The following is a 23,706-nucleotide window of genomic DNA, read 5'->3' on the forward strand; positions in this document are numbered from 1 at the left end:
GGCGATTTGGCGAAGCAAGTGGCGCACGGTACTTTTGCAGAGGGGATCAATCGGCTAGAGCAGGCGGCATGTTCAGGAAACCGCGCTGACATGGCGATCGTCAGAAGCCAGTGCGGCCAGTGCGGTGTCGGCTGCGGTATCCGCGCGGTCACTGACACCGACCGTCGCGTCACGGTAGAGGGCGACCGGCTGCACCCGGCCAATGGCGGCTTGCTGTGCGATCGCGGGCAGGCGCTGGGCGACGACGCCATATCGCTGGAAGGGCGGTTGCTGCGACCTTTGGTGGATGGGCGACCGACTGGCTGGGACGGCGCGATCGCGCAGGTGGCGCGGCGGCTGTCGACCATAATGGCGCGCCATGGGCCTGGCGGCATTGCGCTGCATATAGGCGGCGGTCTGCTGACCGAGGATTATTATGTCGCGAACAAGCTGATGAAGGGCTTTTTCGGGTCGGCGCATATCCATGCGCCGTGGCGCGACGGGAGCAGCGCGGCGCACGTCCGGGCGTTCGGCGAGGATGTCATGCCCGCGGCCTATGAGGATATTGATCGCGCCGCGACGATCCTGCTGGTGGGGGCGGCATCATGGCGCAGCCGGTGTTGCTGGACCGGGTGAAGGCGGCGCGGGAGGCGGGCGCGCGGCTGGTGCTGCTGACCGATGCGGGGGTGGCGATAGACGCTGATCTGCGTTTGACGCTGAAGCCCGGCAGCGCGGCGCGGTTGCTGACCGGCGCGCTGTTGCATGGCCATGACAAGGGCAGGCATGACACGGCTTTTCTGGCGCGGAGTGTGGCGGTGCCGGCCGATTTCTGGGAACGGTTGCGACCGGGGCATGACATCTGGTCGATCGCCCGCGCGACCGGGCTGACGACAGCGGTGATCCGGGCCTTTTACGACGAGTGGATCGCCACCGACCGCGTCGTCACCCTGTTCGCCGGGAGCGAGTGCGCCGATCTGGCCGCGGCGGTCATCAACCTTCACCTTGCCAGCGGACGGATTGGGCGGCCCGGCGCGACCCCCTTCGCCATCACGGGTGCGGCCAATGGCATGGGCGCGCGCGAGGTTGGTTGCGTGGCGGACAGCCTGGCCGCCCATCGCGATTTTGCGCCTGACGCGCGCGCCAGCGTCGCCCGCTTCTGGGGCGCGCGGCTGCTGGTCGAAGGGCCGGGGCTGGAGGGGGAGGCGCTGTTGCGGGCAATGCGCGACGGACAGGTCAGGGCGCTATGGAGCATTGGCGCGGACCCGGCAGCGGAGGCATGGCTGGGTGAGGCGAGGGCGCTGGTCCCGCTGGCGGTTCGATCGACCGACAGTGTGGCGGAGCAGGACGATGGCTGGTCGATGCTGCTGCCGTCTGCGACATGGGTGGAGAAGGACGGGACGCTGACCGGCATGGACCGGCTGGTCAGTCGCCAGCGTCGATTATTCCCCCTGCCGGGGGAGGCGCGGCCAGACTGGTGGATGCTGACCAAGGTGGCACAGGCAATGGGCTGGGGCGATGCTTTCCATTATGAGCGGCCAGCCGACATTTATCGCGAACATGGGCGGCTGACCGCTTATGGCAATGATGGCGGGCGGTTGCTCAACCTGCGGCGGCACGCGCCGATTTCCAACCCGGCCTATGACGAGTTGACCCCCTGGCGCTGGGGCGAAGTGCCGTTCGATGGCGGGCATTTTCCGACACCCGACGGACGGGCGAGATTCGCTTAACTTCGCACTTTTCCCGGCAAATGCGATATATTGTTGCGCGGCGCTGATCCTATCGCAAAGTCGGCTGCGTCCTGCCCGCATGGTAGAGCAGCGGGCCGATGTAGGACAGGCGGAACCGCTTATCTGGCGGTGGCGGCAATGCCTTGCAGATGCGCGAGCAGGGCGTCGCCATTGGCCGCCCAGGTAAAGCGCAGCGCGGCGGCGCGCACGGCTTCGCCGTCGGGCGGGTTGTCCAATATCGCCTGAATGGCCGTTGCGATGGCCTGTGGATCGCGATCGACAATCTGTCCTGCTTCCGGCCGGTCGAGCAGTTCGCGCGCGCCGCCGACATCGCTGATCACGATCGGGGTGCCGCAGGCCAGCGCCTCTACCCAGGCATTGGCGAGGCCTTCGGAAGCCGAGGGCAAGGCCATCACATCGGCGGCAGCGAAGATACGCGGCAATTTATGGTGGGGGACGGAGCCGAGAAAGCCGATCCGCCGTTCGACCCCCAATTCCTCCGCCAGATTTTCAAGGGTTCGCCGATATTGCCCCTGTCCCGCCAGCAGCAAGGTGACATCGGGGAGCATCGGCAGGGCGCGGACCAGCAGATCCTGTCCCTTGCGCGGGATCAATGCGCCCACGCACAGCACGACCGGACCGTTGAAATCGAGCGTGGCCTTGGCCTCCGCCCGGTCGGCCAGTTCGAATGTGTCGAGATCAACCCCGGTATAATGGACCCGGATCTTGCCTTCATCCATGCCCATGCGGACCATGGAGCGACGCATGGCGTCCGACACGGCGAGAAGCCCTGCCGCGCCTTCACCCGCGCGCAGCACCATCTTGCGCGTGCCGCGCTGACTGCCCCAATGGTGGATGTCCGCGCCGCGCGCCTTGACCGAATAGGGGATGCCGAGCGCGCGCGACAGGCGCTGCGCCACCGGACCGTCGGGAAAGAAGAAGCTGGCGTCGATCACGTCGAACGGCTTTTGCGCGTGCAATTGCCTGACCAGAGGCAGGATCGCGCGGGTCATCGTCCAGACATTGGTGCGCCCGCCAAATTTGGGGATGATCGGGAAGGTCGGGCGATAGACCGTCAGTTCGCGCCATTTTTCCCGGCGCGGCAACGCATGCAACGCGGCGTAGCGCGGTGCGAGCGAAAGCGGCCATGGCGGCAGGCCGACCGGCGCGATGACGGTGACGTTCGCTTCGGGGCGACTGGCCAGTTCGCGCGCCTGCCGCTCCACGAACACGCCGAAATTGGGACGGCTGATGTCGGGAAAGAGGGTCGATAGCATGAGGACGTTGAGCGTCATGGTCTCTCTTTCGCGCAGCAGCCTTTGCAATTGGGTTAAGAGGCTGGTGACTTTTTGGCTAGAGCCGTCGGACGAGCTGTTCCGCGACTGCGGCCCATGGCGGGTCTGTCAGCACCAGCTGGCGTGCGCCCGAACCCAGCGGCAGCAGTTGGAGCCGGTCGCCTTCCCGCCCGATCAGGCGCCCGAACAGGAAGCGGCCCGCCGGGCGCGGGAACAGAATGTCGCGGTTGAGCGCGCTGGCGAAATCCTGCGGCGCGATGCGGCGGCACCAGATGGCGTCGCCGCTGCGATAATCGCCAATGCTGGCGCTGACATGGACGCCGACCATGCCGTCGGTCGCGATGGGGGAGGGGAAGGTGAGCGGGCGGGTCGGCGCGCGGGCACCGTCCGGTCCCAGCAGCGCCGCCACCGGCACCTCGCTCTGCCCCGGCAGGGCGACCAGTTCGGCGCTGGCGACGTCAAGTGCCAGCGCGATGCGGTTGAGCCATTTGATCGATACGGTACGGGTGCCGGTTTCCAGTCGACCGATCGTCTGCGCGGTCGTGGGCGGATCACATAGCGCGCCGACCTGTTCCAGCGTCAGCCCCTTCGCCTTGCGGACCTCGCGGATGCGGGTGATCATCTTTACCTCGCTGAATAACCTATTTGGTTTCCTCTTTCCTACAAACTATCCGCCGTGGCAAGGCTGATTCCCCACCCATCGTCCAAGGAGAAGGCCGCATGACCGCCACCCATGTCGAACAGACGATCGAAGACCCGCAGGGCCGCCATCAGACCGTGCTGGTCCATATCGGGGAATCGCCGCTGGCCTGGCTCCATGCGCGCGGCCATTTGAGCGAACGGCATTATGTCGCGGGCGATCGGCTGCGTGCAGACTGGGAGAAGGCCGGGCTGGGCGCGCGCGTCACGATGCGCTGGGACGCGGCGCCCCGCGCGAGAGGACGGTCTATGCCCGCACGCCAGCCGGACCCGACGCTGATGCAATTGTCCGCGCGCGAACGCTTCGATGGCGCGATCCGCGCGGCGGGGCCGGGGCTGGCGGACATATTATGGCGGGTGGTATGCGCGGGCGAAGGGCTGGTCGCGGCGGAACGGGCGCTGGGCTGGCCCAGCCGCGCGGGCAAGCTGGTGCTGACGCTGGCGCTCGATCGGGTGGCGGGATGGTATCGGGTTGCTTGAGGCGTCAGCCGATCATGGCTGCGCCCAGCAGCAGCAGCAGCTTGACGTCCATGGCATAGCCCTCCGCGCGCCAGGCGGCGATCTGCGCCGTCAGCCCGGCAAGGGGCACGCGGTGGACGTGAATATCCTCCCCCTCCACGCCGCCGCCTTCGCCGGTCTTTTCCAGATCATGGGCGCGGAACAGGGTGAAGCTTTCCGAGACCATGCCGGGCGAGCTGAAAAATTCGCCGACGGATTCCAGGCGCGCGGCGCGATAGCCGGTTTCCTCCTCCAGTTCGCGACTGGCGGCGATGCCTGCATCCTCGTCCGCGTCATGATCGCCGACAAGGCCCGCGGGCAATTCGATGCAGCGCCGTCCCAGCGGCACGCGATATTGATCGACCAGCAGGACATGCCCGTCATCGATGGCCAGAATGACAGCCGCCCTGATGCCCCGCGCGCGACCGACATATTCCCATTTGCCGCGTCGCTTCGCCGTGATGAAGCGCCCGGCCCACATCACTTCTTCGGGGGCGGACGCATCCGGGTCACTCATAATTCGATCAGCCTGTCGGGAAGTTCGTTGATGTCGTCATCGGCGCGCGGGAAATGGGTGGCGAGCACCAGCCCGACCTGGCGCACCGCCTGCGCCAGCCCTTCGCCCGCGCGACCCGCACGGATCGCGTCGATCAGCGCCGCCATCGCCGCGCCCCATTCTTCCGGCGCGACCTTGTCATTGATCGCGGCGTCGGCGACAATTTCGGCGCGATGTTCGTCCAGCGAGAGGTAGATCAAGACGCCAGTGCGGCCTTGGGTGCGGGCTTCGGCAGCGGTGCGAAACAGCAGGATCGCGCGCCGCCGCACGCGCCGCGCCCGCGTGGCGCGCGGGGTCATCCACATGCGCAGCGCCGGGATGGCCAGCAGATAGCGGACAGCCAGAAATTTGAGGATCAGCAGGCCCAGCAGCCCGGTCAGCAATTTCCAGTCCGCCAGTTCATGGTCCCAGTCGCGCAGCAGGGCGGACAGGAAATTTCGCAGTTGCTCCGGAAAGGCGGCCGCCACCGATAGCGCGATGAACACCGCCGCGATCGCCCAGTGCAGCCCGACATCATGATAGGCATCGGACCGGCGCGTCACGATCGTCACGATTTCGCCGGACGTATGGGCCTCTGCCTCCGCCACGGCGGCGGACACGAGGGCGTGGTCGGCGGCTGAAAGATGAAGCTGCATCACCAGTCCCCCGACGCGCCACCGCCGCCGAAGCTGCCGCCGCCGCCCGAAAAGCCGCCACCACCGCCAAAGCCGCCGCCGCCCCAGCCGGAACCGCCACCGCCGCCCCAGCCGCCACCGCCCCAGCCGGAATCCCCCGGACCCCACAGGATGATCGGCACGCCCGAACGGCTGCGATAGCGTTTGCCCTTACCGCGCCGCCGCGATGCCAGCGCGATGAAGGCGACGACCATGACGATGACCCAGATGATCGCCATGCCGCTGACATGACCGCCCGATCCCTTGCGCGCCGCCGCATCCGCCGCCGCCGCGCGGGCCTTCGCCTCTTCGGGCGGCAGGGTCATGATCGCGCCGATCTGGTCCACGCCCGCGTCGATGCCGCCGGCCATGTCGCCCGCCTTGAAGCGCGGGGCTATGGCGTCGCGGATGATCTGGGCCGATTGCGCGTCGGTCAGCAGCCCTTCCAGGCCATAGCCGACTTCTACCCGTATCTTGCGTTCATTGGGCGCAACGATCAGCAATGCGCCGTCATTCTTCGCCTTGTCGCCAATCCCCCAGGCGCGGCCCAGGCGATAGCCATAATCGGCAATGTCATAACCCTGAAGGTCGGGAATGGTCGCGACCACCAGTTGCCGCCCGCTTTGCGTTTCCAGCGCAGCGAGCTTGCCGGTCAGCGCCTGTTCCTGCGCCGGGGAGAGCAGCGCGGCGTCATCGACCACACGGCCAGTCAGCTTGGGAAAAGACTGGGCCTGCGCTGCGGGCACGAAGGCCAGCAGCGCGAGGAGGATAAGAAAGCGGCGGATCACGCGATCAATTGCCGAAATCGACCTTCGGCGCTTCTTCCGCGCCGGGCGTCGTCGCCTGGAACGGGGTCATGGGCTTGGCGCCGTGGATGATCTTGGCGCCGATCGCGTCGGGGAAGGTGCGGATGCGGGTGTTATAGGCGCGCACGGCTTCATTATAATCGCGGATGGCGACGGCGATCCGGTTTTCGGTGCCTTCCAGTTGCGATTGCAGGTTCAGGAAGTTGGCGTTGGTCTTGATTTCAGGATAGGCTTCGACCGATGCAATCAGCCTCCCCAAGCCTTGGCTCAATTGGGCTTGTGATTCCTTGAATTGTGCCACCTTTGCCGGATCGGAAAGGTCATCAGCGCTAATCTGCACCGAGGTTGCCTTGGCGCGCGCTTCGGCAACACCGATAAGTGTACCTTGCTCCAATTTCCCCGCAGCTTTCACTGTAGCTACAAGGTTATCGGTCAGGTTGGCGCGACGCTGATATTGCGCCTGGACGTCGGCCCATTTGGCCTTGGCCTCTTCCTCGGCGGCGGGGACGCTGTTGATGCCGCAGGCGGACAGGGCGAAAACGCCCAGCAGCGGCAGAAGGAAAGGGGCAAAGCGGCGCAGGAAGGTCATGGAAGATCCTCGGCAATTATCTGCGTCACGAAATAGGCGGTTGTCCTGTCGCACGCAACGGGCCATCCAGTGATTATCTTTGCAAGGGAGAGCGGTAGCGATGGGACTGATCAGCGAATTCAAGACCTTCATCAATCGCGGCAATGTGATGGACCTGGCGGTCGGCGTCATCATCGGCGGCGCGTTTGCGACCATCACCAAGTCGCTGACCGATGACCTCATCATGCCGGTGGTGGGCTATATTTTCGGCGGCGCGGATTTTTCCGAATATTTCATCCGGCTGGGCGACCTGCCTGCCGATTATGAGGGCAACCCGCAAAGCTATGCGGACCTGAAGGCGGCGGGCGTCGCGATGTTCGGCTGGGGCCAGTTCCTGACCGTGCTGGTCAATTTCATCATCCTGGCCTTCATCATCTTTCTGCTGGTGAGAGCGGTCAACCGGCTGACGGCCAAGCCCGAACCGGAGACCGCAGCGCCCGCGCCGGCGCCCACGCCGGAGGACATCGTCCTGCTGCGTGAAATTCGCGATTCGCTGCGAAAATAATCGTCTATGCGACGAACGGAGCGGTCGGCGGGAACCATTGGGGGCGTGGCCGGTTGATCGCGGTCAGGGTTGGGACGGCGTAATGCCGTTCCGCCCGGTGAGCCATACGGTCTGCCCTTGGGGGCGCAACAGGAGAATACGCCGTGAAAACCTTCGTCAAAATCCTTGGCCTTGCCAGCCTTGTGGCCCTCGCCGCGTGCGATTCGGCTAAGGAAAACCAGGTCGAGAATGCGTACGAAAACAAGGCGGATGCGATCGACAATCAGGCTGACAATATGGAAGCCATGGCAGACAACCTGACCGGCGCCGCCGAAAATACGGCTGAACACGCCGCCGACGCGCTGGAAAACAAGGCCGACGCGACCCGCGAAGCGGGCGAAAAGGCCGAGGATGCGGTCGAAAAGCACCAGTAAGCGCTTTTTACCGATCAAGATTGGAAGGGGCGTCGCGATTGGATCGCGGCGCCCCTTTTATTTGCGCTTTAACCCGCTCTTAACCACGTCCCGCCATGGTGCCCGTTGCGCGCATCCGTGGGACCATGGGCATGGACGAACTGTTACAAGAATTCATATCCGAGACCCAGGAAACGCTGGAGGCGCTGGCGGGGGAAGTCGTCGCCTGGGAAGCCGATCCGTCGGACCGGGACCGGCTCGATGCGATTTTCCGCTTCTTCCATACGGTCAAGGGTAGCTGCGGCTTCCTGAACCTGCCCCGGTTCGAGCGGCTGAGCCATGCGGCCGAAGATGTGCTGTCGGACATCCGCGCGGGCAAGCGCGTTGCCGATCCTGCGACGGTGAGCGCGGTGCTGGGCCTGATGGACCGGATCGGCGAACTGGCCGAAGCGGTGGCGACAGGGGCGGCGCTGCCCAATGAGAATGACGAATTTCTGATCGCTGCGCTAACCACCCCGGCCGAGACATTGCCGACGGGCGGGGAGGAGCATCACAATGCGGCCGCGCCGGTCGCGGTCGCGCGGCAAGGCGGCCAGTCTGGCCCCCGCACCATTCGCCTGCCACTCAGCCTGATCGACCAGTTGATGAACGGCGTGTCGGACATGGTGCTGGCGCGCAACGAATTGTCGCGCAAGCTGCGCGAGCGATCGGTCGACACCGAACTGGACACAGTGTTCGAGCGGCTGTCGACATGCGTGGCCGACATGCGCGACGTGATTTCCAAGACGCGGATGCAGCGGGTCGAGCGGCTGTTTGCCGCGATCCCGCGCATGGTGCGCGATCTGGGCCGGGATCTGGGCAAGCGGATCGAGTTGACGCTGGAGGGCGGCGACGTCGAGATGGACCGCGAGATGGTGGAGATGGTCGTCGACCCGCTCACCCATATCGTGCGCAACAGCATAGACCATGGCATCGAAACGCCAGAAAAGCGGCGCGCGGCGGGCAAGCCCGAAGTCGGGTCATTGCGGCTGGAGGCGCGGCAGTCGGGCAACCAGATCGTGATCGTCATCAGCGACGATGGCGCGGGCATCGATACTGCGCGACTGGTGGAAAAGGCGATTGCCGCTGGCCGCCTGACCCCTGAGGCGGCTGCCCGCATGAGCGAGGCGGACAGGCTGGAGCTGATTTTCCAGGCCGGGCTGTCCACCGCCAATCAGGTGACGGCGATTTCCGGACGCGGCGTGGGCATGGACGTGGTGCGCGCCAATGTGGAGCGGATCGGCGGCCTGATCGCGCTGGACAATCATCCGGGGCGCGGATTGTGCATCACCCTGCGCGTACCGCTGACGCTGACCATCATTCCGGGCCTGATCATCCGCGCAGGCGGCCTGCATTTCGCGATCCCGCGCGCCGCGGTGGTGGAAATTCTGCACGACAATAACGACACGCTCCAGATCAGCGAAGTGGGCGGGGCCAAGATCGCGACGATCCGGTCGGTCCGTCATTCGATGATCGATCTGGAAGATGTGCTGGGCATGGAAAAGCCGGTCGAGGCCGAGCCGCGCGCCATCATGGTGGTGCGGTCTGCCACGGGCGTACCCTTTGCCATGGGCGTGTCGGCGGTCGACAATCATGAGGAACTGGTGATCCGTCCAGCGTCGCCGCTGGTGATGGCGTCGGGCGTCTATGCGGGCATGACCCTGCCCGACAATGGCAAGCCGATGCTGCTGCTGGACGCGGCGGGTATCGCCAGCGCGGCCAGATTGCCCACGATGATCGACGACCGCACCCTGCGCCAGTCCGAGCAGGAGACAAAGGCGCAGGCCGGGATCGAGATGATCGCCGCGCTGCGGTTCGAGGAATGTTCGGGCCAGCGCCGCCTGTTGCAACTGTCGCTGATCGAGCGGGTCGAGGATATTGACGCATCGCTGTTCGGCCGGTCGGGCGGCGACGCCTTTGTCCGGCTGGATGGCCGGCTGGTGCCGGTGGCCAACGGCCTGACCGAATTCGGGCGCGACAAGATCTCCGCGCTGCGCCTGCGCGATGGTTCGATCGAAGCCTGCTATCCTGTCGCTGCCGTGCTGGACATCGTGCAGATGCCGATGGTGCCGGACATGGTGGCGATGCACGGCCACATCAGCGGCGTCGCGGTGATCGACGGCGAGCATCTGGAAGTGATCAATCCCTTCGCGCTGTTCGGCAGCCTGCCCGACCGTGCGATCGTGGAGCGGACGCGCGGCCGTTGCCTGCTGGCCGACGCCGACGATGGCTGGACCCGCGAGATTTTGGCGCCGTTGCTGCGACAGGCAGGGCAAGAGGTCGTACTGGGCCTGCCCGACGATGCGGCGGTGGACCCGCGCGACGTGCTGTTGCTGACCGGCGCCGATGCCGCGCAGACGGCGGGCGTCATGGCCGGGATGATCGGATGCCGCATCGTCCATCTGCGCGCTTCGCCGCGCGCGGCCGGACCACAGGATGACAGCATCTATCGCTATGATCAGGATGCGCTGATGGCGGCGATCGCCGGGGGCCAGATGGCCGGAGGAAACGGGTAAGGCCATGGACAGACTCTTTCTTTTCGCCACGCTGGCAGGCACGCGGATCGCGGTGGAGACGAGCGAGGTCGAGGCGGTCGTCCGCCTGAACGACGTGTCGCCCGTGCCGGGCATGGGCGCGCATATCGCCGGGCTGTCGGCATTGCGCAGCCGGGTGCTGACCATCATCGACGTCGCTGCGCTGATCCATGGCGTCGCCAGTCCGCGGGTGGAGCGGGGACTGGCCATCATCGCCGACATCAGCGGCCACAGCTATGGCCTGATGGTCGACGGCGTCACGGACATTTGCCGCGTACCGGAAGGCGAATTGCCCCTGCGCGGCCAGATCGACCCGGCCTGGACCCCCTATGCGCGCGCCATCGTGGAGCATGAAGGGCATCCCTGGCTGCTGGTGTCGCTGGCTGCCTTCATCGAGGGCGGTGCGCTGGCGCAGGCGGCGTGACCGGCAGATGCGCCCGGATTTGCGACCAACCGAATAATCCTGCCTGCCTCGTTTACCAATTGCTTGGCTTTGGTGGTTAAACCTTCAGCCGTTACGCGAAAACCAAAGGGACGCCTCATGAAGAATTGCCTGGTCGTTGACGACTCGAAGGTCATCCGCAAGGTGGCGCGCCACATACTGGAATCGCTGGACCTGACCGTCAGCGAAGCCGTGGATGGTCAGGATGCCCTGACCCAGTGCGAAGCCTCTGCGCCCGATGTTGTCCTGCTCGACTGGAACATGCCGGTGATGAGCGGCATGGAGTTTCTTCAGGCGCTGTCGAGCGCGAAGATGACGGCCCGGCCCAAGATCATCTTTTGCACCACCGAAAATGGCATCGGCCATATCAAGGCGGCCGTCGAGGCCGGGGCCGACGAATATGTGATGAAGCCGTTTGACCGGGAAACGCTGGAAAGCAAGCTGGTCATCGTCGGGGTGATTTAGCGGGCGGGACGGACGTCCTTTTCCTTGGGAGATTTCCGACCTTTTCTTCATCCTTCGTGCAGAAAGCCCCGTGATGACTTTCATCGCGCCGATCATGACCAGTCAGAGGAGCGAACCCCAGGTGGTTCGCACGCTGGTCGTTGACGATTCGGTTGTTGTCCGCACCGTTATCGAACGCATTTTGAATGCGGACCCGGCCTATGCCGTCGTTCACAAGACGAACAGTGCCGAACAGGCGCTGGGCTATCTGGCGGAGCACGACATCGACCTGGTGCTGCTGGACATCGAATTGCCGGGGCAGAGCGGGCTTGCCGCGCTGCCCGCCATCCTGCGCGCCAATCCCGGCGTCAAGGTCGCCATCCTGTCGGGCAAGTGCGAGGAGGGCAGCGCGGCCGCCATCGAAGCGCTGGCGCTGGGCGCGAGCGACATTGTGTCGAAGCCGGGCAGCGGCAGTTTCGGCGAGCATTTCCCCCAGACGTTGATCGAGCGGCTCAATCGCCTGTTCACCGATCGTCCCGCGCCATCCCCGCCGCAGCGCCCGCTGGCGCCACCCGTCGTCCAGCCTGCCGGGCAACCGATCGCCTGCCTTGGCATCGGCGCGTCGACCGGGGGCATTCATGCGCTGGGGCAGCTGTTTGAAGGTCTGGCCGCGCCGCTGGGCGTGCCGGTGCTGCTGACCCAGCATCTGCCCGCCAGCTTCACCGTCTATTTCGCGCAGCAATTGTCGCGCATGACCAGCCTGCGGGTCAAAGTCGCCGAAACCGGCGATCTGTTGATGGCCGACACGGTCTATGTCGCCCCCGGTGACGCCAATCTGCAACTGAGGCGCGGCCTGCATGGGCGGGTGACGATAACGCTGAACCCGGAACGCACGCCCGCTGGCAACCTGCCCGGCGTCGATCCGATGTTTGCCAGCATGGCGGAAGTCTATGGCGCGGGCGCGGTGGGTATCGTGCTGACCGGCATGGGCCGCGACGGCACGGTCGGCGCGCGCGATATTGTCGCCGCAGGCGGCTGGATCGTCGCGCAGGATGAAGCCAGCAGTGTCGTTTGGGGCATGCCCGGATCGGTCGCGGGCGCGGGGCTGACCTGCGCGGTGATGGAACCGCATGCCATTATGGACTTCGTGTCGCGGCGCGGAAAGGTTCTTGTTTGATGGTCATGCCTCCCACGCCCGCATCGACACTCCAGGGCGCGGCGCGCATCCTGTCCGGGCTGCTGGAAGCGCGCACCGGGCAGATATTGACCGAGGGACGGGCCTGGCGAATGGAAACCGCGCTGCGGCCCGTGCTGCGCAATCATGGCCTGAACGACATGGACGAACTGGCCGCCCGGTTGCTGCGCAAGGGCGACGCGCGGCTGGAACAGCATGTCGTCGATGCGCTGCTGAACAATGAAAGCAGCTTTTTCCGCGACCTTCAGATTTTCGACATGATCCAGCGGCAGATATTGCCCGCCATCCATGCCACCAAGACTGACCGGACGCTGCGCATATGGAGCGCGGGCTGTTCCACCGGGCAGGAAGCCTATTCGCTGGCGACCCGCCTGCGCAACGACGCGGCGCGCTGGAGCGGATGGCGGATCGAGATCATGGCGACCGACATTTCGACCGCCGCGATCGATCAGGCGCGGTCGGGCATATTTTCGCAAATGGACGTGCAGCGCGGGCTGGCAGTGGGCGATCTGCTCAAATGGTTCGAACCGTCGGGCGACGACTGGCGCGCCAGTCCCGAATTGCGGCGGATGATCGATTTCCGCCACGACAATCTGTTCGATGCGAAGGCGCCGACCGGCGCCTATGACCTGCTGCTTTGCCGCAACGTCCTGCTCTATTTCACGCCCGAACGGCGGCAGGCGGTGTTGTCGCTGCTGGCCCGGCACAGCCATGCGGGATCGATCCTGTTGCTGGGCGCGGGAGAAACGGTGATGGGGCAAGGCGATGATTTCATTGCCCATTCTGAATTTCGCGGCGCCTATGCGCGGCAGGCGGCCTTGCCGGAGGGCGCGATCGGCCGGGTGCGGCGGGCGGGTTAAAGCTTCGCGCCTGCTTTAACCATGCTTGATTGCCGCGCCGCGCTGCGCCAATGTCGTGCCAAGGCCGCGCGACTGCACGGGCGGGCCGAAAGGGCATGATGAACGAGCTGCCGATAATCGAAACGCCGTCGCCCAATTTCGACGAGCGCAGCCTGCCGGTCACGATGCTGGTGCTGCACTATACCGGGATGCCGGACGCGGCGAGCGCGATCAACTGGCTGGCCAATCCCGAATCCAAGGTTTCCGCCCATTATGTCGTGACCGAGGATGGCCAGATCATCCGCATGGTCGACGAATCCAAGCGCGCCTGGCATGCGGGACGGTCCCACTGGCGCGGGGTGGATGACGTCAACAGCGCCAGCATCGGCATAGAGATTGTCAATCCGGGGCATGAATGGGGCTATCGGCCCTTTCCCGAAACCCAGATGAGTTCGCTGATCCCGCTGGTCCACGACATCGTCCAGCGCCATCGTATCACCCGCGGCAACATCGTCGGCCACAGCGACATAGCGCCCGCGCGCAAGCAGGACCCGGGTGAATTATTCCCCTGGGGGCAACTGGCGCGGTTGCGGCTGGCCCTGCCGCGCCCGACCAAGAATCTGATGGACCCGCACTGGACCGATGGCGGCTTCATGCTGGCGCTCGAACGGTTCGGTTATGACATCGCCGATCCGCAGGCGGCGGTGGTGGCGTTCCAGCGGCGCTTCCGTCCCGAACTGATCGACGGGGTGATTTGCGGCGAATGTCGCGCCATCCTGCTGGCTTTGCTGCTGCCCAAGCCAAGGGGCGATGAATAAGCAGGTGACGCGATAGCGGAACGAGGCTAGGAACCATCGCGCCAGAGGGCCGGGCGGCCGCGGCGTGGCGGGTAACTTCCACGGCGAGGAAAGTCCGGGCTCCACGAAATGACGGTGCCGGTTAACGACCGGCTGGAGTGATCCAAGGGACAGTGCAACAGAAAGCAGGTCGCTAAGGTTTCGACCCAGTGACATTGAAAGGGTGCGGTAAGAGCGCACCGCGTCTGCGGCAACGCAAGGCGGCATGGTAAACCCCACCGGGAGCAAGACCGAATAGGGGCGGCGCGCAGCTTCATGCTGCTAGGTCTGTTTCGACCGAGACCGTCCGGGTTGGTTGCTTGAGGAACGGAGTAATCCGTTCCCTAGAGGAATGGTCGCCTATCCCCGCCGGCTTCACGGCTTGACGGGGTGGACAGAACCCGGCTTACAGGCCCTCTGGCATTTATTTGAGTATTGCCGCTGGCGCGGGCGTCAAAATGCGCTCTTTCGCGCATGTTCAAAATATGGCGCGATGGGCTGGCATTCCGCCCGCACCTTCCCTAATTCGGGCAAATGGCACGAAACAGCCGATCCAATGACTGGGGATTTCCCCGCTGGCGTGCCTATGGCGCAGCGCGTGAGGCGCAGCGCGTGCGTGTGTGCGACCGTTTCGGGTGCGACAAGCCGGGCGATTGCCCCGCGCCCAAATCCCCCAACAGCCCGGAACGCTGGTATTTCTGCGCCGAACATGCCGGGGAATATAATCGCAATTGGGACTATTTTCAGGGTCTGGACCAGGAAGAGCGCGAACAGCGCGAGCGGGACGAGCGGCGCGACGCAGGCGGCTATCAGGGCAGCGCCTATCATAGCTGGGGCGGTCCGGGCGATGGCAGCCGGTCGCGCGACGAACTCCATGCGCTAAAGGCGCTGGACCTGGAGGATGACGCCGATTTCGAGGCGGTGAAGAAAAGCTGGCGGATGCTGGCCAAGGAAAATCATCCCGACGTCAAGCCCGGCGACACGCAGGCCGCCGCCCGCTTTCAGACGATCCAGGCCGCCTATGAAGTGTTGCGCGCGGCGGAAGAACGGCGGACGTGGAAGCCGCGCGGGGCGGCGGATTGAAACATCTGGTCCGGTCCAACTGGCAGAATGCCATCCTTGTCTGCCGCAAATGCGAAAAGAAACTGGATGGCGGCTTTGGCCCCGATGGCGACGAGCGACTGGCCAAGGCGCTGCGGCGGCACCTGTCGTTGAAGAAAGGACGCAAGGCCGCGGCGGGCATCATCGAGGTCAGTTGCCTGGGCGTGTGTCCCAAGGGCGCGGTGACGGTGGTGAACGGCGCGGCCAGCCGGGAGTGGCTGCTGGTACGGCCCGGTGCCGATCTGGATGAGCTGGCGCGGACGCTGGCCTTGACGCCGCCAGTCGCCTGACCCGGTCAGCCCGCGCGGGCGATTGGCGGGGCGCTGTTGTCGATCCTGTCGGCGAGGGGGTAGAGGGTGCGGTTCTCGCGGTCGACCCGTTCGGTCAGCGCGCGGATGACGGCCTGCGTCGCGATACAGAAATCGGCCCATTCGCGTGCGACGCGATCGTCGCTCCACGCGGTCATATAGCTGGAAAAGCTTTCGGCGAGCGCGCCGGTTTCGGCCTGGAGAGTGGCGGCGGTGGTGCGGGTGTGCGCGTCGTCGGCGCGTTGCAGCGCCGGGTAGAGGATGCGGTCCTCCAGCGCGAGATGCCCCATGAGCTGGCGCGCAAGTTGCCAGCGTATCGCGCCGACGCTGCGCGGGTTTGCATGATCGGCGGTCGCCAGCGCCAGTCTGTGCGCTGTGTGGCTGATCTCGTCATGCTGCCGGCGCAATTCGGTCATGTCCATCGCTTCGCCCTTCCGTGTCTACGGATGGCCGATGATGCGTTCGGCAGCTTAAGAAACCGTTGCGGTAGGTATAATTACGGTCGTAAATATACCCGTGGCCCTGCACCATGCGATGCAGGGCCACGGCCGTTGAATCAGCCCGGCTGGTCGGCGCGGCTGACGCCTTCGCCATCCAGGTTGAGCGCGACGAAGTCCCAGTCGATCGCTTCCTTCAGCAGCTTTTCGGCATAGGCCGGGCGCAGGTTGCGATAGTCGATATAATAGGCATGTTCCCACACATCGAGGATCAGCAGCGGCGCATGGCCTTCATGCGCGACCGGCGTGTCGGCGTCATGGTAGGACGTCACTTCCAGCTTGCCGTCCTTGAGGACGAGCGCGGCCCAACCGCTGGCGAAATGGCCAACGGCTTCGGCCTTGAGCTTGTCGACCAGGGCGTCGACCGAGCCGAAGCTGTCGTTGATCATGTCGAGCAGCTTGCCCGACGGCGCTTTCTTTTCGGGCGACAGGCACAGCCAGTAGAAGCTGTGGTTCCAGATCTGGCCGACCTGGTTGAAGAGACCGCCCTTGGACGATTTGATGAGCTCGACCAGCGACTTGCCCTGGAGCGACGCGTCGGCGGCGACCAGTTCATTGGCCTTCACGACATAGGCGTTGTGATGCTTGCCATGGTGATAGTCGAATGTTTCGGCCGACAGGATTTCGCCAAAAGCGTCCTTGGCATAGGGCAGGTCTGGCAGCGTGAAAGCCATGGGAAAACTCCTCGGTTCGTTGATGGGGACGATCGCATAACGAAACTGCGACCTGAAGGCTCCGTGCCACTAGCAGGCTTATTACGCGACCGAAAACAGGATATTTTCGCTTTTCATCTACGGAAATATCCATGTGACATCAGCGTAACGATCGCCTAGACTTACAGGTCGGGTTGTCGGGCCTTGCGCGGCTCCGTTCAGCCCTGCGGTGGCGACGTGCCGCCAATTTCGTCGCTGTCCAGCCGGTCGCCCAGATTGAGGCCATGGCGCATCAGCATGGGGATGTTGGCGGCTGCAAAGACAACCGACACGATGGTCACGCCCCATACCTTGACCGCCAGCCAGCTGTCGAAGCTCATCGTGCGGCGCATCACTTCGTTGGCGATCGCCATGGCGACGAAGAAGATCGCCCAGTTGCGCGACAATTTGCGCCAACCTGTTTCGGACAGGCCATCATAGGCGGCCTGAAGCAGATATTTGAGCAGCGGCTTGCCGCGCATCAGCCCGCCAAACAGCATCAGCGCGAAAAAGCTGTAGATGATCGTCGGCTTGATCTGGATGAAGCGCTGATCATGGAAGTAGATGGTGAGGCCGCCGAAAAACAGCACCAGCGCGGCGGACAGCCAGAGCATGGGCGAGACTTTGCCCAGCTTCCATTTCGACACGATCACCGCGACGACGATGGCCGCCATGAAGGCAGCAGTGCCGACAATCATGCCGAGGAACTTGTAACCCAGGAAAAAGACCAGCAGCGGCCCGAAATCGAGCGCCAGGCTGAGCGTGCCCCCATGTCCGGGGCGTTGGGCGGGTTTGGTGTCAGCCATGGCTGTTTTTCCTATCGTCATCCTGACGAACGTCAGGATCCAGGGCATCGAAGCGCTGCGTGGCGGACTCTGGATGCCGGATCAAGCCCGGCAAGACGGCGATTTCACCGTGCATAGGCGGTCCCGGCGATGGCCCGCGCCATGTCGCCCGGATCGAAGGGGCGCAGATCCTCGATCTTTTCGCCCACGCCGATGGCATGGATCGGCAGGCGATATTTCTCCGCCGCCGCGACCAGCATGCCGCCGCGCGCGGTGCCGTCCAGCTTGGTCATGACCAGGCCGGTGACATGGGCGACTTCCTTGAAAACCTCTATCTGGTTCAATGCATTCTGTCCGGTGGTGGCATCCAGCACCAGCACAACGTCGTGGGGGGCGGCCGGGTTCAATCGGCCCAGCACGCGGCGCACCTTCGCCAGTTCGTCCATCAGTTCGGTTTTGTTCTGGAGGCGGCCCGCCGTGTCGACGATCAGCACGTCGATGCCGGTGGCCGTTGCCTGCTTGACCGCATCGAACACGATGCCCGCCGCGTCGCCGCCTTCCTTGCCAGCGACGATGGGGATGCCAAGGCGGTCGGCCCAGACCTTGAGCTGACCGATGGCCGCCGCGCGGAACGTGTCACCCGCCGCCAGCATCACGCCATAATCCTGTTCCAGGAAATTATGCGCCAGCTTGGCGATGGTGGTCGTCTTGCCGGAGCCATTGACGCCGATCACCAATATGACCTGCGGGCGGGGGAAGGCCTCTATCTCCAGCGGGCGGGCAACGGGGGCCAGCACCTTCTCAATCTCTTCCGCGATAATCTCTCGCAGATATTCCTCGGTCAGTTCCTTGTTGAACCGGCCTTCGGCCAATCGGTCGCGCACCCTGGCGGCCATGGCCGGGCCAAGATCGGTCATGATCAGCGCTTCTTCAATCTCGTCCAGCGTCTGATTGTCGAGCGCTGCCTTGCCGAACAGGCCAGTGAGATTTTCGCCCAGCTTGTCGGATGTGCGCTTCAGGCCGCCGAACAGGCGATCGCGCCAGGAAATAGCATTATCGGTCATTACTGCGCCTCTTGCGCGATCAGCGCGCCATTCTCAAGGCCGGTGATCGTTGCGTGTAGAATCGCGGAGGGGGTCTGCGGGGTCGCAAAGCGCACCGGGGCGAAATTTTCGGCATGGCCGGACAGCCCGCTGCGTTCGACCAGCACCGACTGGCGGGTGCCGACAAGGCTGGCGAGCCAGTCCGCGCGCCGGGCTTCGCAGGCGGCGCGGAGACGGGCGGCGCGGGCCTTGATGGTCGCGCGGTCCACCTGCGGCATGCGCGCGGCGGGCGTGCCGGTACGCGGGGAATAGGGGAAGATATGGCCGTGGACGATGCGGCAATCGGACACCAGCGCCAGGCTGTTTTCGAACATCGCCTCATCCTCGGTCGGGAAACCGGCGATGATGTCCGCGCCGATGCTGATGTCGGGCCGCGCGGCGAGGAGGCGATCGACGATGCGGACCGCGTCGGCGCGGCTGTGGCGGCGCTTCATGCGTTTGAGGATCATGTCGTCGCCAGCCTGCAAGGATAGATGGAGGTGCGGCATCATCCGGGGTTCATGGGCGATCAGGTCGAACAGCCTGTCGTCAATCTCCACGCTGTCGATGGACGACAGGCGCAGGCGAGGGAGGTCGGGCACGCCGGTCAATATGCGTTCGACCAGCAGGCCGAGCGAGGGGCTGCCGGGCAGATCGGGACCATAGCTGGTGACGTCCACCCCGGTCAGCACGATTTCCCGGTAGCCCGCCGCAACCAGTTCCTTCGCCTTTTCAACCACCGCGCCGGCGGGGACGGAGCGGCTGTTCCCCCGGCCATAGGGGATGATGCAGAAGGTGCAGCGATGGTCGCAGCCATTTTGCACCTCCAGGAAAGCGCGGGCATGATCGGCAAAGGCGCTGGCCATATGCGGCGCGGTGTCGCGCACGGCCATGATGTCGGCGACGCGGACCTCTGGCATTGCGCCGAACGGGGGTTGGTATGTTGCCGCCGCCATCTTTTCCCGGTTGCCGATCACGGCATCGACTTCGGGCATGGCGGCGAAGGTTTCCGGCTCGGTCTGCGCGGCGCAGCCGGTCACCATGATCCGCGCGTCGGGCCGGTCGCGGCGGGCGCGGCGGATCGCCTGCCTGGTCTGGCGCACGGCTTCGGCGGTGACGGCACAGCTGTTGACGACGATCAGGTCGTCCTGCCCGCCCGCCATTTCACGGATCGCCTCGCTCTCCGCAATGTTGAGGCGGCAGCCCAGCGTGATGATGTCCGGGCCGCTCATTAGAAGCGCGACCAGTCGGCCTCGCCATCGAACACATGGGTTGCGGGGCCGGTCATGCGGATCGTGCCGCCGGGCGCCCAGTCGATGACGAGATCGCCGCCGGGCAGGCTGACGGTCACGGGGCCGCCGACCAGTTTGCGGCGAATGGCGGCGACGGCGGTGGCGCAGGCGCCCGTGCCGCAGGCGCGGGTCAGGCCAGCGCCGCGTTCCCACACGATCAGGCGGAGATGATTGTCGCCCACGACCTGCGCGAAGTTGACGTTGACGCGGGAGGGGAAAAGCGGGTCCGTCTCTATGATCGGGCCAAGCCGGGCGGTGTCCACCGCGTCCAGATCTTCGACGAAGAAGATGACATGGGGGTTGCCGACATTGACGGCGGCGGGCGGGGGCAGATCCTCCCAGCTGGCGCTCATGGTCAGCGTATCCATGGCGTAGGCCAGCGGAATCGCATCCCAATCGAAGCGCGGCGCGCCCATATCGACGCTGGCGCCGCCTGTCACCGCCTTGGCGTCGAGCAGGCCCGCCCGCGTGCGGATCAGCACGTCGCGGCCCACGAACAACGGCACGCAGCGCGTGGCGTTGCCGCAGGCTTCGACTTCGCTGCCATCGGCATTGAAAATCTGCATCGACACGTCGGCGTCGGGCGCGTTGCCGATCAGGATCAACTGGTCGCAGCCTATCCCGGCATGACGATCGGCAATGGCGCGGGCGCGGCTTTCCGTCATGTCGAGCGCACCGGTGCGCGCGTCGATGACGACGAAATCATTGCCCAGGCCATGCATTTTGGAAAAGCGTCCCATGATGGGGGCGCATGTAATGTGGGGGAAGGGAAAAGGCGAGTCGCTACTTTGGCGCGACCCTGAAGCCTACTCGGAAGGGCTGTATAATCGGGAGCGGATTGCCTGCATCGTCTTTCATGTCCGACGTGTAGAGCGCCTTGGCTTGTGCACATGCGACCTTAACAAGCGCGGCAGAGTTCTTGTATGTAGGATTGGGTTGGCAAAAGGCGACATGGCCCGTCACGTCAATCCTTGTGAGGATGGACACTGCCTCTTCCTCTATGCCGCCAGGAAGCTGTTGCACCTCAATGATCATGTCAGGCTCAATCACAGGCGGCGACTTGGGTAATGGTCGACCGATACCTTTGCCTGGAAGTCGCCAAGTCAAAGTCCCGTTGTAAAGGTCGTAGAGCGGGCTGCCATTTTCATCACGGGCAGATTTGAACTTGGTCCGTATCAACATAATAGCACAGGTCCGCTGATCCAGATCGGGGAAGCCACTGGACTTCGTCACGAAACAGCGGGTCACTTTCCCATCCGGGGCAACGAGCATGGAAAAGCCGACCGGGCCTTCCTCGCGGCGCTTTACCGAACCTGCCGGGTAGTCGAAGTCGCTGAGCCAACTACCGGCAGACGTCGCTGGCATGGCGCGTGTTAGCGCAGCGCCTGCCAATGCAGCCAACATCATACTCATCTGTTCGCCCCCGCCGCCGTCGCCCGTTTCTGCCCATAGAGAAAATACACCACCAGCCCCACGGCATTCCACCCCAGGCAGGCCAATATCGTCTGCATCGGCAGGCTGATGAACAGATAGGCGCAGCCGCCCATCGCGCCGAGTCCGACGAACCAGGCGGCAGGGGTGCGGAAGGGGCGGCGCATGTCGGGGAGACGGCGGCGCAGCACCAGCAGGCACAGGCCGACCGAAGTGAAAGCGATCAGCGTACCGGCATTGGCGAGCGCGGCGATCTCGTCGATCGGCAGCAGGCCGGCGATGATCGCGACCAATATGGCGGTCACCATCGTGATCCGGGCAGGCGTGCCGCGGCTGGAGATTTTGGCGAGGCTTTGCGGCAGGAAGCCGTCGCGCGCCATGACCAGGAAGATGCGGCTCTGGCCATAGAGGAAGCCCAGCAGCACGGTCGGCAGGGCGATGACGGCAGCGATGGCGACGATGCGCGCCACGCTGCCCTGGCCCATTTCGCGCAGGATGAGCGCCAGCGGTTCCGGGCTGTCGGCGAAGCGGGTGAAGGGCATGGCGCCGATCGCGGCGGCGGCGACAAGCACATAGATAAGCGTGCAGGCGACCAGCGATCCGACGATGCCTATGGCCAGATCGCGTTCCGGATTCTTGGCTTCCTCCGCTGCGGTCGAGATGGCGTCGAAGCCGTAAAAGGCGAAGAAGATGATTGCGGCGGCTGCCATGACGCCGCGCTCGACCCCGTCCGGTCCCATATGCTTGGCAAAGCCGAAGGGCATGAACGGTTCCAGATTCTGGGCGTCGAAGGCGGGCAGGGTGAACCAGACGAACAGGCTCAACGTCGCGATCTTGATGAGCACCAGCAGGCTGTTCAGCCGCGCGCTTTCATGCGTGCCGAGCATCAGCAGCCCGGCGACCACGGCGATGATGAAGATGGCGGGCAGGTTGATGAGGCCGCCCAGTTCCGGCCCCTGCGTCAGCGCTTCGGGAAAGCCTATCGCGGTGAGCAATGGCGCGGCATAGCCCGACCAGCCGACCGCGACAGTCGATACGACAAGGCTATATTCGAGGATCAGGCTCCACCCCACGATCCAGGCGATGCCTTCGCCCAGCACGACATAGGAGTAGCTGTAGGCGCTGCCCGCTGCGGGCATCATGGTCGACAGTTCGGCATAGGCAAGCGCGGCGCAGGCGCAGATTGCGCCCGCTATGGCGAAGGAGAGGAGGACGGCGGGACCGGCCCGGTCCGCGCCGACGCCGATCAGCGTCAGGATGCCGGTGCCGACGATAGCGCCCACCCCCAGCGCCAGCAGATGCGGCCAGGACAGGGTGCGCGCCATGCGGTGCTGGTCGCCGCTGGGCGTCATCGCCTCCATCGGCTTGCGGCGTGTCCAGCTCATGATGTTCGGCCCCTCATTCTTTCTGTGTCGCTCGATTGCTGACCCAAAGCGACGGCCCGCGCAAGAGCTGTGCTGGCACGCGACGACTTCTTGCAAGACAGGGCGATGGGACAGGCGTAAAATTGCGGAAATGGGGGAGTAGCGGCAATGGATGGACGGGGGCGTATCGCGGCTGGACCGCATGGGGTGGCGCGCGATCATGGTTTCCATGTCGGGATGGCGGTTGCGATCGCGGCGACCGTGATCGGCGGCTTTGGTTCCTTCGCCCTGCGTGGGCAGGTGGACATCGCGCGCGTGCCCTATTGGGTGCATGTCCATGGCGCGGTGTTCATGGCGTGGACGCTGATCTTCGTGGCGCAGGCCGTGCTGGCGCAGCGCGGGTCGCGGGCCTTGCACCGGCGGCTTGGCTGGATCGCAGCCGGGCTGGCGGTGGTAATGGTGCCGCTGGCGCTGGGGACGGCGGCGATGTCGGTGCGGATGGGCCGGGTGCCGCCCTTCTTCCCCGACACGATCTTCGTGGCGCTGAACCTGCTGGAAGTGTCCGCCTTTGGCGGGTTGCTGATCGCGGCGATCCGCCTGCGCCGCCGGACCGACTGGCACAAGCGGCTGATGCTGTGCGCGATGGTGGCGATGATCGGCCCGGCCTTCGGACGCATATTGCCGATGCCGCTGCTGGGTCCATGGGGTGGACTGGCGGTGATGAGCGGGCAATTGCTGTTCGTGCTGGTCGCCATGGTTCACGATTTGCGCAGCCGGGGCAGGGTGCATGCCGCCTGCTGGATCGGCGCGGCGGTGATCGCTATCGAGGGGCTGGGCGTCCCGATCCTGGCCGCGACGCCGCCCGTCATCGCGCTGACGGACGCGCTTGCACGGTCATAGTTGCATCGCGGGCGTGGCTGGGCTAAGGGCGCGACTGCAATCGGGCGGTTCGACGTCCGGTCCCTGACTTATCCATTGAGCGCGCGCCCGGCAAACGGGTCAGCATCAGGCGCTTTGTATGGACGCTGGTTGGCGAGGTTTCGCCCACCGGCGATTTTGTCGTTTGGCAGGGATGCGCGGATTTTCA

At 64.9% G+C, this 23,706-nt stretch carries 26 protein-coding genes, 1 other RNA gene and 1 pseudogene; 14 read left to right on the forward strand and 14 right to left on the reverse strand.

All coding sequences use genetic code 11. The features are described 5' to 3' along the window. Positions 1 to 90: 90 nt before the first annotated feature. A pseudogene (locus tag CJD35_RS09080) lies at positions 91 to 1,706 on the forward strand (molybdopterin oxidoreductase family protein). A 119-nt stretch (positions 1,707 to 1,825) separates the two neighbouring features. Here the strand turns inward: CJD35_RS09080 and CJD35_RS09085 are convergent. Both CJD35_RS09085 and CJD35_RS09090 read right to left on the reverse strand, forming a co-directional pair. Further along, complete coding sequence (locus CJD35_RS09085) at positions 1,826 to 3,001, reverse strand: glycosyltransferase (RefSeq protein ID WP_017181035.1); 1,176 nt, start codon at positions 2,999 to 3,001, stop codon at positions 1,826 to 1,828. A 58-nt stretch (positions 3,002 to 3,059) separates the two neighbouring features. Next, positions 3,060 to 3,623 carry a helix-turn-helix domain-containing protein gene (locus CJD35_RS09090; protein WP_017181036.1) on the reverse strand — a complete coding sequence of 188 codons (564 nt, stop codon included), beginning with the start codon at positions 3,621 to 3,623 and terminating at the stop codon, positions 3,060 to 3,062. Between the two features lie 98 nt (positions 3,624 to 3,721). Between CJD35_RS09090 and CJD35_RS09095 the strand changes: the two genes are divergently transcribed. Then, complete coding sequence (locus tag CJD35_RS09095) at positions 3,722 to 4,180, forward strand: DUF6456 domain-containing protein (protein ID WP_017181037.1); 459 nt, start codon at positions 3,722 to 3,724, stop codon at positions 4,178 to 4,180. A gap of 4 nt (positions 4,181 to 4,184) precedes the next feature. Here CJD35_RS09095 and CJD35_RS09100 read toward each other — a convergent pair whose 3' ends face one another. Genes CJD35_RS09100 through CJD35_RS09115 form a run of 4 tightly spaced genes read right to left on the reverse strand, consistent with a single transcriptional unit; the run spans position 4,185 to position 6,802 of the window. Next, positions 4,185 to 4,715, reverse strand: coding sequence for an NUDIX hydrolase (locus CJD35_RS09100; RefSeq protein WP_017181038.1), 531 nt, complete (start codon positions 4,713 to 4,715; stop codon positions 4,185 to 4,187). Then, positions 4,712 to 5,389 (reverse strand): TPM domain-containing protein, encoded by a 678-nt coding sequence (locus CJD35_RS09105; RefSeq protein WP_017181039.1) that lies wholly within the window; start codon positions 5,387 to 5,389, stop codon positions 4,712 to 4,714. Before CJD35_RS09105 ends, CJD35_RS09100 begins: the two co-directional genes overlap by 4 nt. Then, entirely contained in the window at positions 5,389 to 6,195 is an 807-nt protein-coding gene (locus CJD35_RS09110; RefSeq protein WP_017181040.1) for a TPM domain-containing protein, read from the reverse strand. Before CJD35_RS09110 ends, CJD35_RS09105 begins: the two co-directional genes overlap by 1 nt. Before the next feature lie 4 nt (positions 6,196 to 6,199). After that, positions 6,200 to 6,802, reverse strand: a complete 603-nt coding sequence (locus CJD35_RS09115) for a LemA family protein (protein WP_017181041.1) — start codon at positions 6,800 to 6,802, stop codon at positions 6,200 to 6,202. Between the two features lie 100 nt (positions 6,803 to 6,902). Here CJD35_RS09115 and mscL point away from each other — a divergent pair, with 100 nt between their 5' ends. The 11 genes from mscL (at position 6,903) to CJD35_RS09170 (ending at position 15,458) form a co-directional block, all read left to right on the forward strand. Beyond that, positions 6,903 to 7,346 carry a large conductance mechanosensitive channel protein MscL gene (mscL, locus tag CJD35_RS09120; RefSeq protein ID WP_017181042.1) on the forward strand — a complete coding sequence of 148 codons (444 nt, stop codon included), beginning with the start codon at positions 6,903 to 6,905 and terminating at the stop codon, positions 7,344 to 7,346. Between the two features lie 143 nt (positions 7,347 to 7,489). After that, positions 7,490 to 7,759, forward strand: a complete 270-nt coding sequence (locus tag CJD35_RS09125) for a hypothetical protein (protein ID WP_017181043.1) — start codon at positions 7,490 to 7,492, stop codon at positions 7,757 to 7,759. A gap of 131 nt (positions 7,760 to 7,890) precedes the next feature. Then, a complete protein-coding gene (locus CJD35_RS09130) occupies positions 7,891 to 10,293 on the forward strand; it encodes a chemotaxis protein CheA (protein WP_026002046.1) in 2,403 nt (800 codons plus the stop codon). A gap of 4 nt (positions 10,294 to 10,297) precedes the next feature. Continuing rightward, the gene (locus tag CJD35_RS09135) at positions 10,298 to 10,735 is read left to right on the forward strand and encodes a chemotaxis protein CheW (RefSeq protein WP_017181045.1); all 438 of its coding nucleotides are present in this window, start codon (positions 10,298 to 10,300) and stop codon (positions 10,733 to 10,735) included. Between the two features lie 117 nt (positions 10,736 to 10,852). Beyond that, the gene (locus CJD35_RS09140; RefSeq protein WP_006958812.1) at positions 10,853 to 11,218 is read left to right on the forward strand and encodes a response regulator; all 366 of its coding nucleotides are present in this window, start codon (positions 10,853 to 10,855) and stop codon (positions 11,216 to 11,218) included. A 73-nt stretch (positions 11,219 to 11,291) separates the two neighbouring features. Further along, on the forward strand, positions 11,292 to 12,374 hold the full coding sequence (locus CJD35_RS09145; RefSeq protein ID WP_017181046.1) for a chemotaxis protein CheB: 1,083 nt from the start codon (positions 11,292 to 11,294) through the stop codon (positions 12,372 to 12,374). Further along, positions 12,374 to 13,252 (forward strand): CheR family methyltransferase, encoded by an 879-nt coding sequence (locus CJD35_RS09150; RefSeq protein WP_017181047.1) that lies wholly within the window; start codon positions 12,374 to 12,376, stop codon positions 13,250 to 13,252. Before CJD35_RS09145 ends, CJD35_RS09150 begins: the two co-directional genes overlap by 1 nt. Positions 13,253 to 13,350: 98 nt before the next feature. Then, positions 13,351 to 14,049, forward strand: a complete 699-nt coding sequence (locus CJD35_RS09155; RefSeq protein WP_026002047.1) for an N-acetylmuramoyl-L-alanine amidase — start codon at positions 13,351 to 13,353, stop codon at positions 14,047 to 14,049. 41 nt (positions 14,050 to 14,090) lie between these two features. Beyond that, positions 14,091 to 14,492, forward strand: an RNA gene (rnpB, locus tag CJD35_RS09160) — RNase P RNA component class A. Positions 14,493 to 14,601: 109 nt separating this feature from the next. Then, positions 14,602 to 15,150: a J domain-containing protein gene (locus CJD35_RS09165; protein WP_017181049.1), complete on the forward strand. Its 549-nt coding sequence runs from the start codon at positions 14,602 to 14,604 to the stop codon at positions 15,148 to 15,150. After that, positions 15,123 to 15,458, forward strand: a complete 336-nt coding sequence (locus CJD35_RS09170) for a hypothetical protein (RefSeq protein ID WP_017181050.1) — start codon at positions 15,123 to 15,125, stop codon at positions 15,456 to 15,458. The genes CJD35_RS09165 and CJD35_RS09170 overlap by 28 nt, the downstream gene beginning before the upstream one ends. Positions 15,459 to 15,463: 5 nt before the next feature. Here the strand turns inward: CJD35_RS09170 and CJD35_RS09175 are convergent, their stop codons facing one another. The 8 genes from CJD35_RS09175 to CJD35_RS09210 all read right to left on the reverse strand — a co-directional run bounded on the left by CJD35_RS09175 (position 15,464) and on the right by CJD35_RS09210 (position 22,640). Then, positions 15,464 to 15,898 carry a hemerythrin domain-containing protein gene (locus CJD35_RS09175; protein ID WP_017181051.1) on the reverse strand — a complete coding sequence of 145 codons (435 nt, stop codon included), beginning with the start codon at positions 15,896 to 15,898 and terminating at the stop codon, positions 15,464 to 15,466. A gap of 134 nt (positions 15,899 to 16,032) precedes the next feature. Beyond that, the gene (locus CJD35_RS09180; RefSeq protein WP_017181052.1) at positions 16,033 to 16,647 is read right to left on the reverse strand and encodes a superoxide dismutase; all 615 of its coding nucleotides are present in this window, start codon (positions 16,645 to 16,647) and stop codon (positions 16,033 to 16,035) included. A gap of 197 nt (positions 16,648 to 16,844) precedes the next feature. Beyond that, positions 16,845 to 17,471 (reverse strand): septation protein IspZ, encoded by a 627-nt coding sequence (gene ispZ / locus CJD35_RS09185; protein ID WP_017181053.1) that lies wholly within the window; start codon positions 17,469 to 17,471, stop codon positions 16,845 to 16,847. 104 nt (positions 17,472 to 17,575) lie between these two features. Continuing rightward, positions 17,576 to 18,514, reverse strand: a complete 939-nt coding sequence (gene ftsY, locus CJD35_RS09190; RefSeq protein WP_017181055.1) for a signal recognition particle-docking protein FtsY — start codon at positions 18,512 to 18,514, stop codon at positions 17,576 to 17,578. Further along, positions 18,514 to 19,764, reverse strand: coding sequence for a tRNA (N(6)-L-threonylcarbamoyladenosine(37)-C(2))-methylthiotransferase MtaB (mtaB, locus tag CJD35_RS09195; protein WP_017181056.1), 1,251 nt, complete (start codon positions 19,762 to 19,764; stop codon positions 18,514 to 18,516). Before mtaB ends, ftsY begins: the two co-directional genes overlap by 1 nt. Next, positions 19,764 to 20,564, reverse strand: coding sequence for a diaminopimelate epimerase (gene dapF / locus CJD35_RS09200; protein ID WP_026002048.1), 801 nt, complete (start codon positions 20,562 to 20,564; stop codon positions 19,764 to 19,766). The genes mtaB and dapF overlap by 1 nt, the downstream gene beginning before the upstream one ends. 43 nt (positions 20,565 to 20,607) lie before the next feature. Next, positions 20,608 to 21,237 (reverse strand): TonB family protein, encoded by a 630-nt coding sequence (locus tag CJD35_RS09205; protein WP_017181058.1) that lies wholly within the window; start codon positions 21,235 to 21,237, stop codon positions 20,608 to 20,610. Next, complete coding sequence (locus CJD35_RS09210; protein WP_017181059.1) at positions 21,234 to 22,640, reverse strand: amino acid permease; 1,407 nt, start codon at positions 22,638 to 22,640, stop codon at positions 21,234 to 21,236. The genes CJD35_RS09205 and CJD35_RS09210 overlap by 4 nt, the downstream gene beginning before the upstream one ends. A gap of 147 nt (positions 22,641 to 22,787) precedes the next feature. Here CJD35_RS09210 and CJD35_RS09215 point away from each other — a divergent pair, with 147 nt between their 5' ends. Continuing rightward, complete coding sequence (locus CJD35_RS09215; RefSeq protein WP_017181060.1) at positions 22,788 to 23,519, forward strand: hypothetical protein; 732 nt, start codon at positions 22,788 to 22,790, stop codon at positions 23,517 to 23,519. The last annotated feature ends 187 nt before the right edge of the window (positions 23,520 to 23,706 follow it).

Origin of the sequence: Sphingobium xenophagum, from assembly GCF_002288285.1 — a bacterium.
Classification (GTDB): domain Bacteria; phylum Pseudomonadota; class Alphaproteobacteria; order Sphingomonadales; family Sphingomonadaceae; genus Sphingobium; species Sphingobium xenophagum.

Bases quoted from the DNA above. Each gene is read 5' to 3' on its own strand.
- CJD35_RS09085 (WP_017181035.1), bottom strand. From the start codon at position 3,001: ATGACGCTCAACGTCCTCATGCTATCGACCCTCTTTCCCGACATCAGC.
- CJD35_RS09090 (WP_017181036.1), bottom strand. From the start codon at position 3,623: ATGATCACCCGCATCCGCGAGGTCCGCAAGGCGAAGGGGCTGACGCTG.
- CJD35_RS09095 (WP_017181037.1), top strand. From the start codon at position 3,722: ATGACCGCCACCCATGTCGAACAGACGATCGAAGACCCGCAGGGCCGC.
- CJD35_RS09100 (WP_017181038.1), bottom strand. From the start codon at position 4,715: ATGAGTGACCCGGATGCGTCCGCCCCCGAAGAAGTGATGTGGGCCGGG.
- CJD35_RS09105 (WP_017181039.1), bottom strand. From the start codon at position 5,389: ATGCAGCTTCATCTTTCAGCCGCCGACCACGCCCTCGTGTCCGCCGCC.
- CJD35_RS09115 (WP_017181041.1), bottom strand. From the start codon at position 6,802: ATGACCTTCCTGCGCCGCTTTGCCCCTTTCCTTCTGCCGCTGCTGGGC.
- mscL (WP_017181042.1), top strand. From the start codon at position 6,903: ATGGGACTGATCAGCGAATTCAAGACCTTCATCAATCGCGGCAATGTG.
- CJD35_RS09130 (WP_026002046.1), top strand. From the start codon at position 7,891: ATGGACGAACTGTTACAAGAATTCATATCCGAGACCCAGGAAACGCTG.
- CJD35_RS09135 (WP_017181045.1), top strand. From the start codon at position 10,298: ATGGACAGACTCTTTCTTTTCGCCACGCTGGCAGGCACGCGGATCGCG.
- CJD35_RS09140 (WP_006958812.1), top strand. From the start codon at position 10,853: ATGAAGAATTGCCTGGTCGTTGACGACTCGAAGGTCATCCGCAAGGTG.
- CJD35_RS09145 (WP_017181046.1), top strand. From the start codon at position 11,292: ATGACTTTCATCGCGCCGATCATGACCAGTCAGAGGAGCGAACCCCAG.
- CJD35_RS09150 (WP_017181047.1), top strand. From the start codon at position 12,374: ATGGTCATGCCTCCCACGCCCGCATCGACACTCCAGGGCGCGGCGCGC.
- CJD35_RS09155 (WP_026002047.1), top strand. From the start codon at position 13,351: ATGAACGAGCTGCCGATAATCGAAACGCCGTCGCCCAATTTCGACGAG.
- CJD35_RS09165 (WP_017181049.1), top strand. From the start codon at position 14,602: ATGGCACGAAACAGCCGATCCAATGACTGGGGATTTCCCCGCTGGCGT.
- CJD35_RS09175 (WP_017181051.1), bottom strand. From the start codon at position 15,898: ATGGACATGACCGAATTGCGCCGGCAGCATGACGAGATCAGCCACACA.
- CJD35_RS09180 (WP_017181052.1), bottom strand. From the start codon at position 16,647: ATGGCTTTCACGCTGCCAGACCTGCCCTATGCCAAGGACGCTTTTGGC.
- ispZ (WP_017181053.1), bottom strand. From the start codon at position 17,471: ATGGCTGACACCAAACCCGCCCAACGCCCCGGACATGGGGGCACGCTC.
- ftsY (WP_017181055.1), bottom strand. From the start codon at position 18,514: ATGACCGATAATGCTATTTCCTGGCGCGATCGCCTGTTCGGCGGCCTG.
- mtaB (WP_017181056.1), bottom strand. From the start codon at position 19,764: ATGAGCGGCCCGGACATCATCACGCTGGGCTGCCGCCTCAACATTGCG.
- dapF (WP_026002048.1), bottom strand. From the start codon at position 20,564: ATGGGACGCTTTTCCAAAATGCATGGCCTGGGCAATGATTTCGTCGTC.
- CJD35_RS09205 (WP_017181058.1), bottom strand. From the start codon at position 21,237: ATGAGTATGATGTTGGCTGCATTGGCAGGCGCTGCGCTAACACGCGCC.
- CJD35_RS09210 (WP_017181059.1), bottom strand. From the start codon at position 22,640: ATGAGCTGGACACGCCGCAAGCCGATGGAGGCGATGACGCCCAGCGGC.
- CJD35_RS09215 (WP_017181060.1), top strand. From the start codon at position 22,788: ATGGATGGACGGGGGCGTATCGCGGCTGGACCGCATGGGGTGGCGCGC.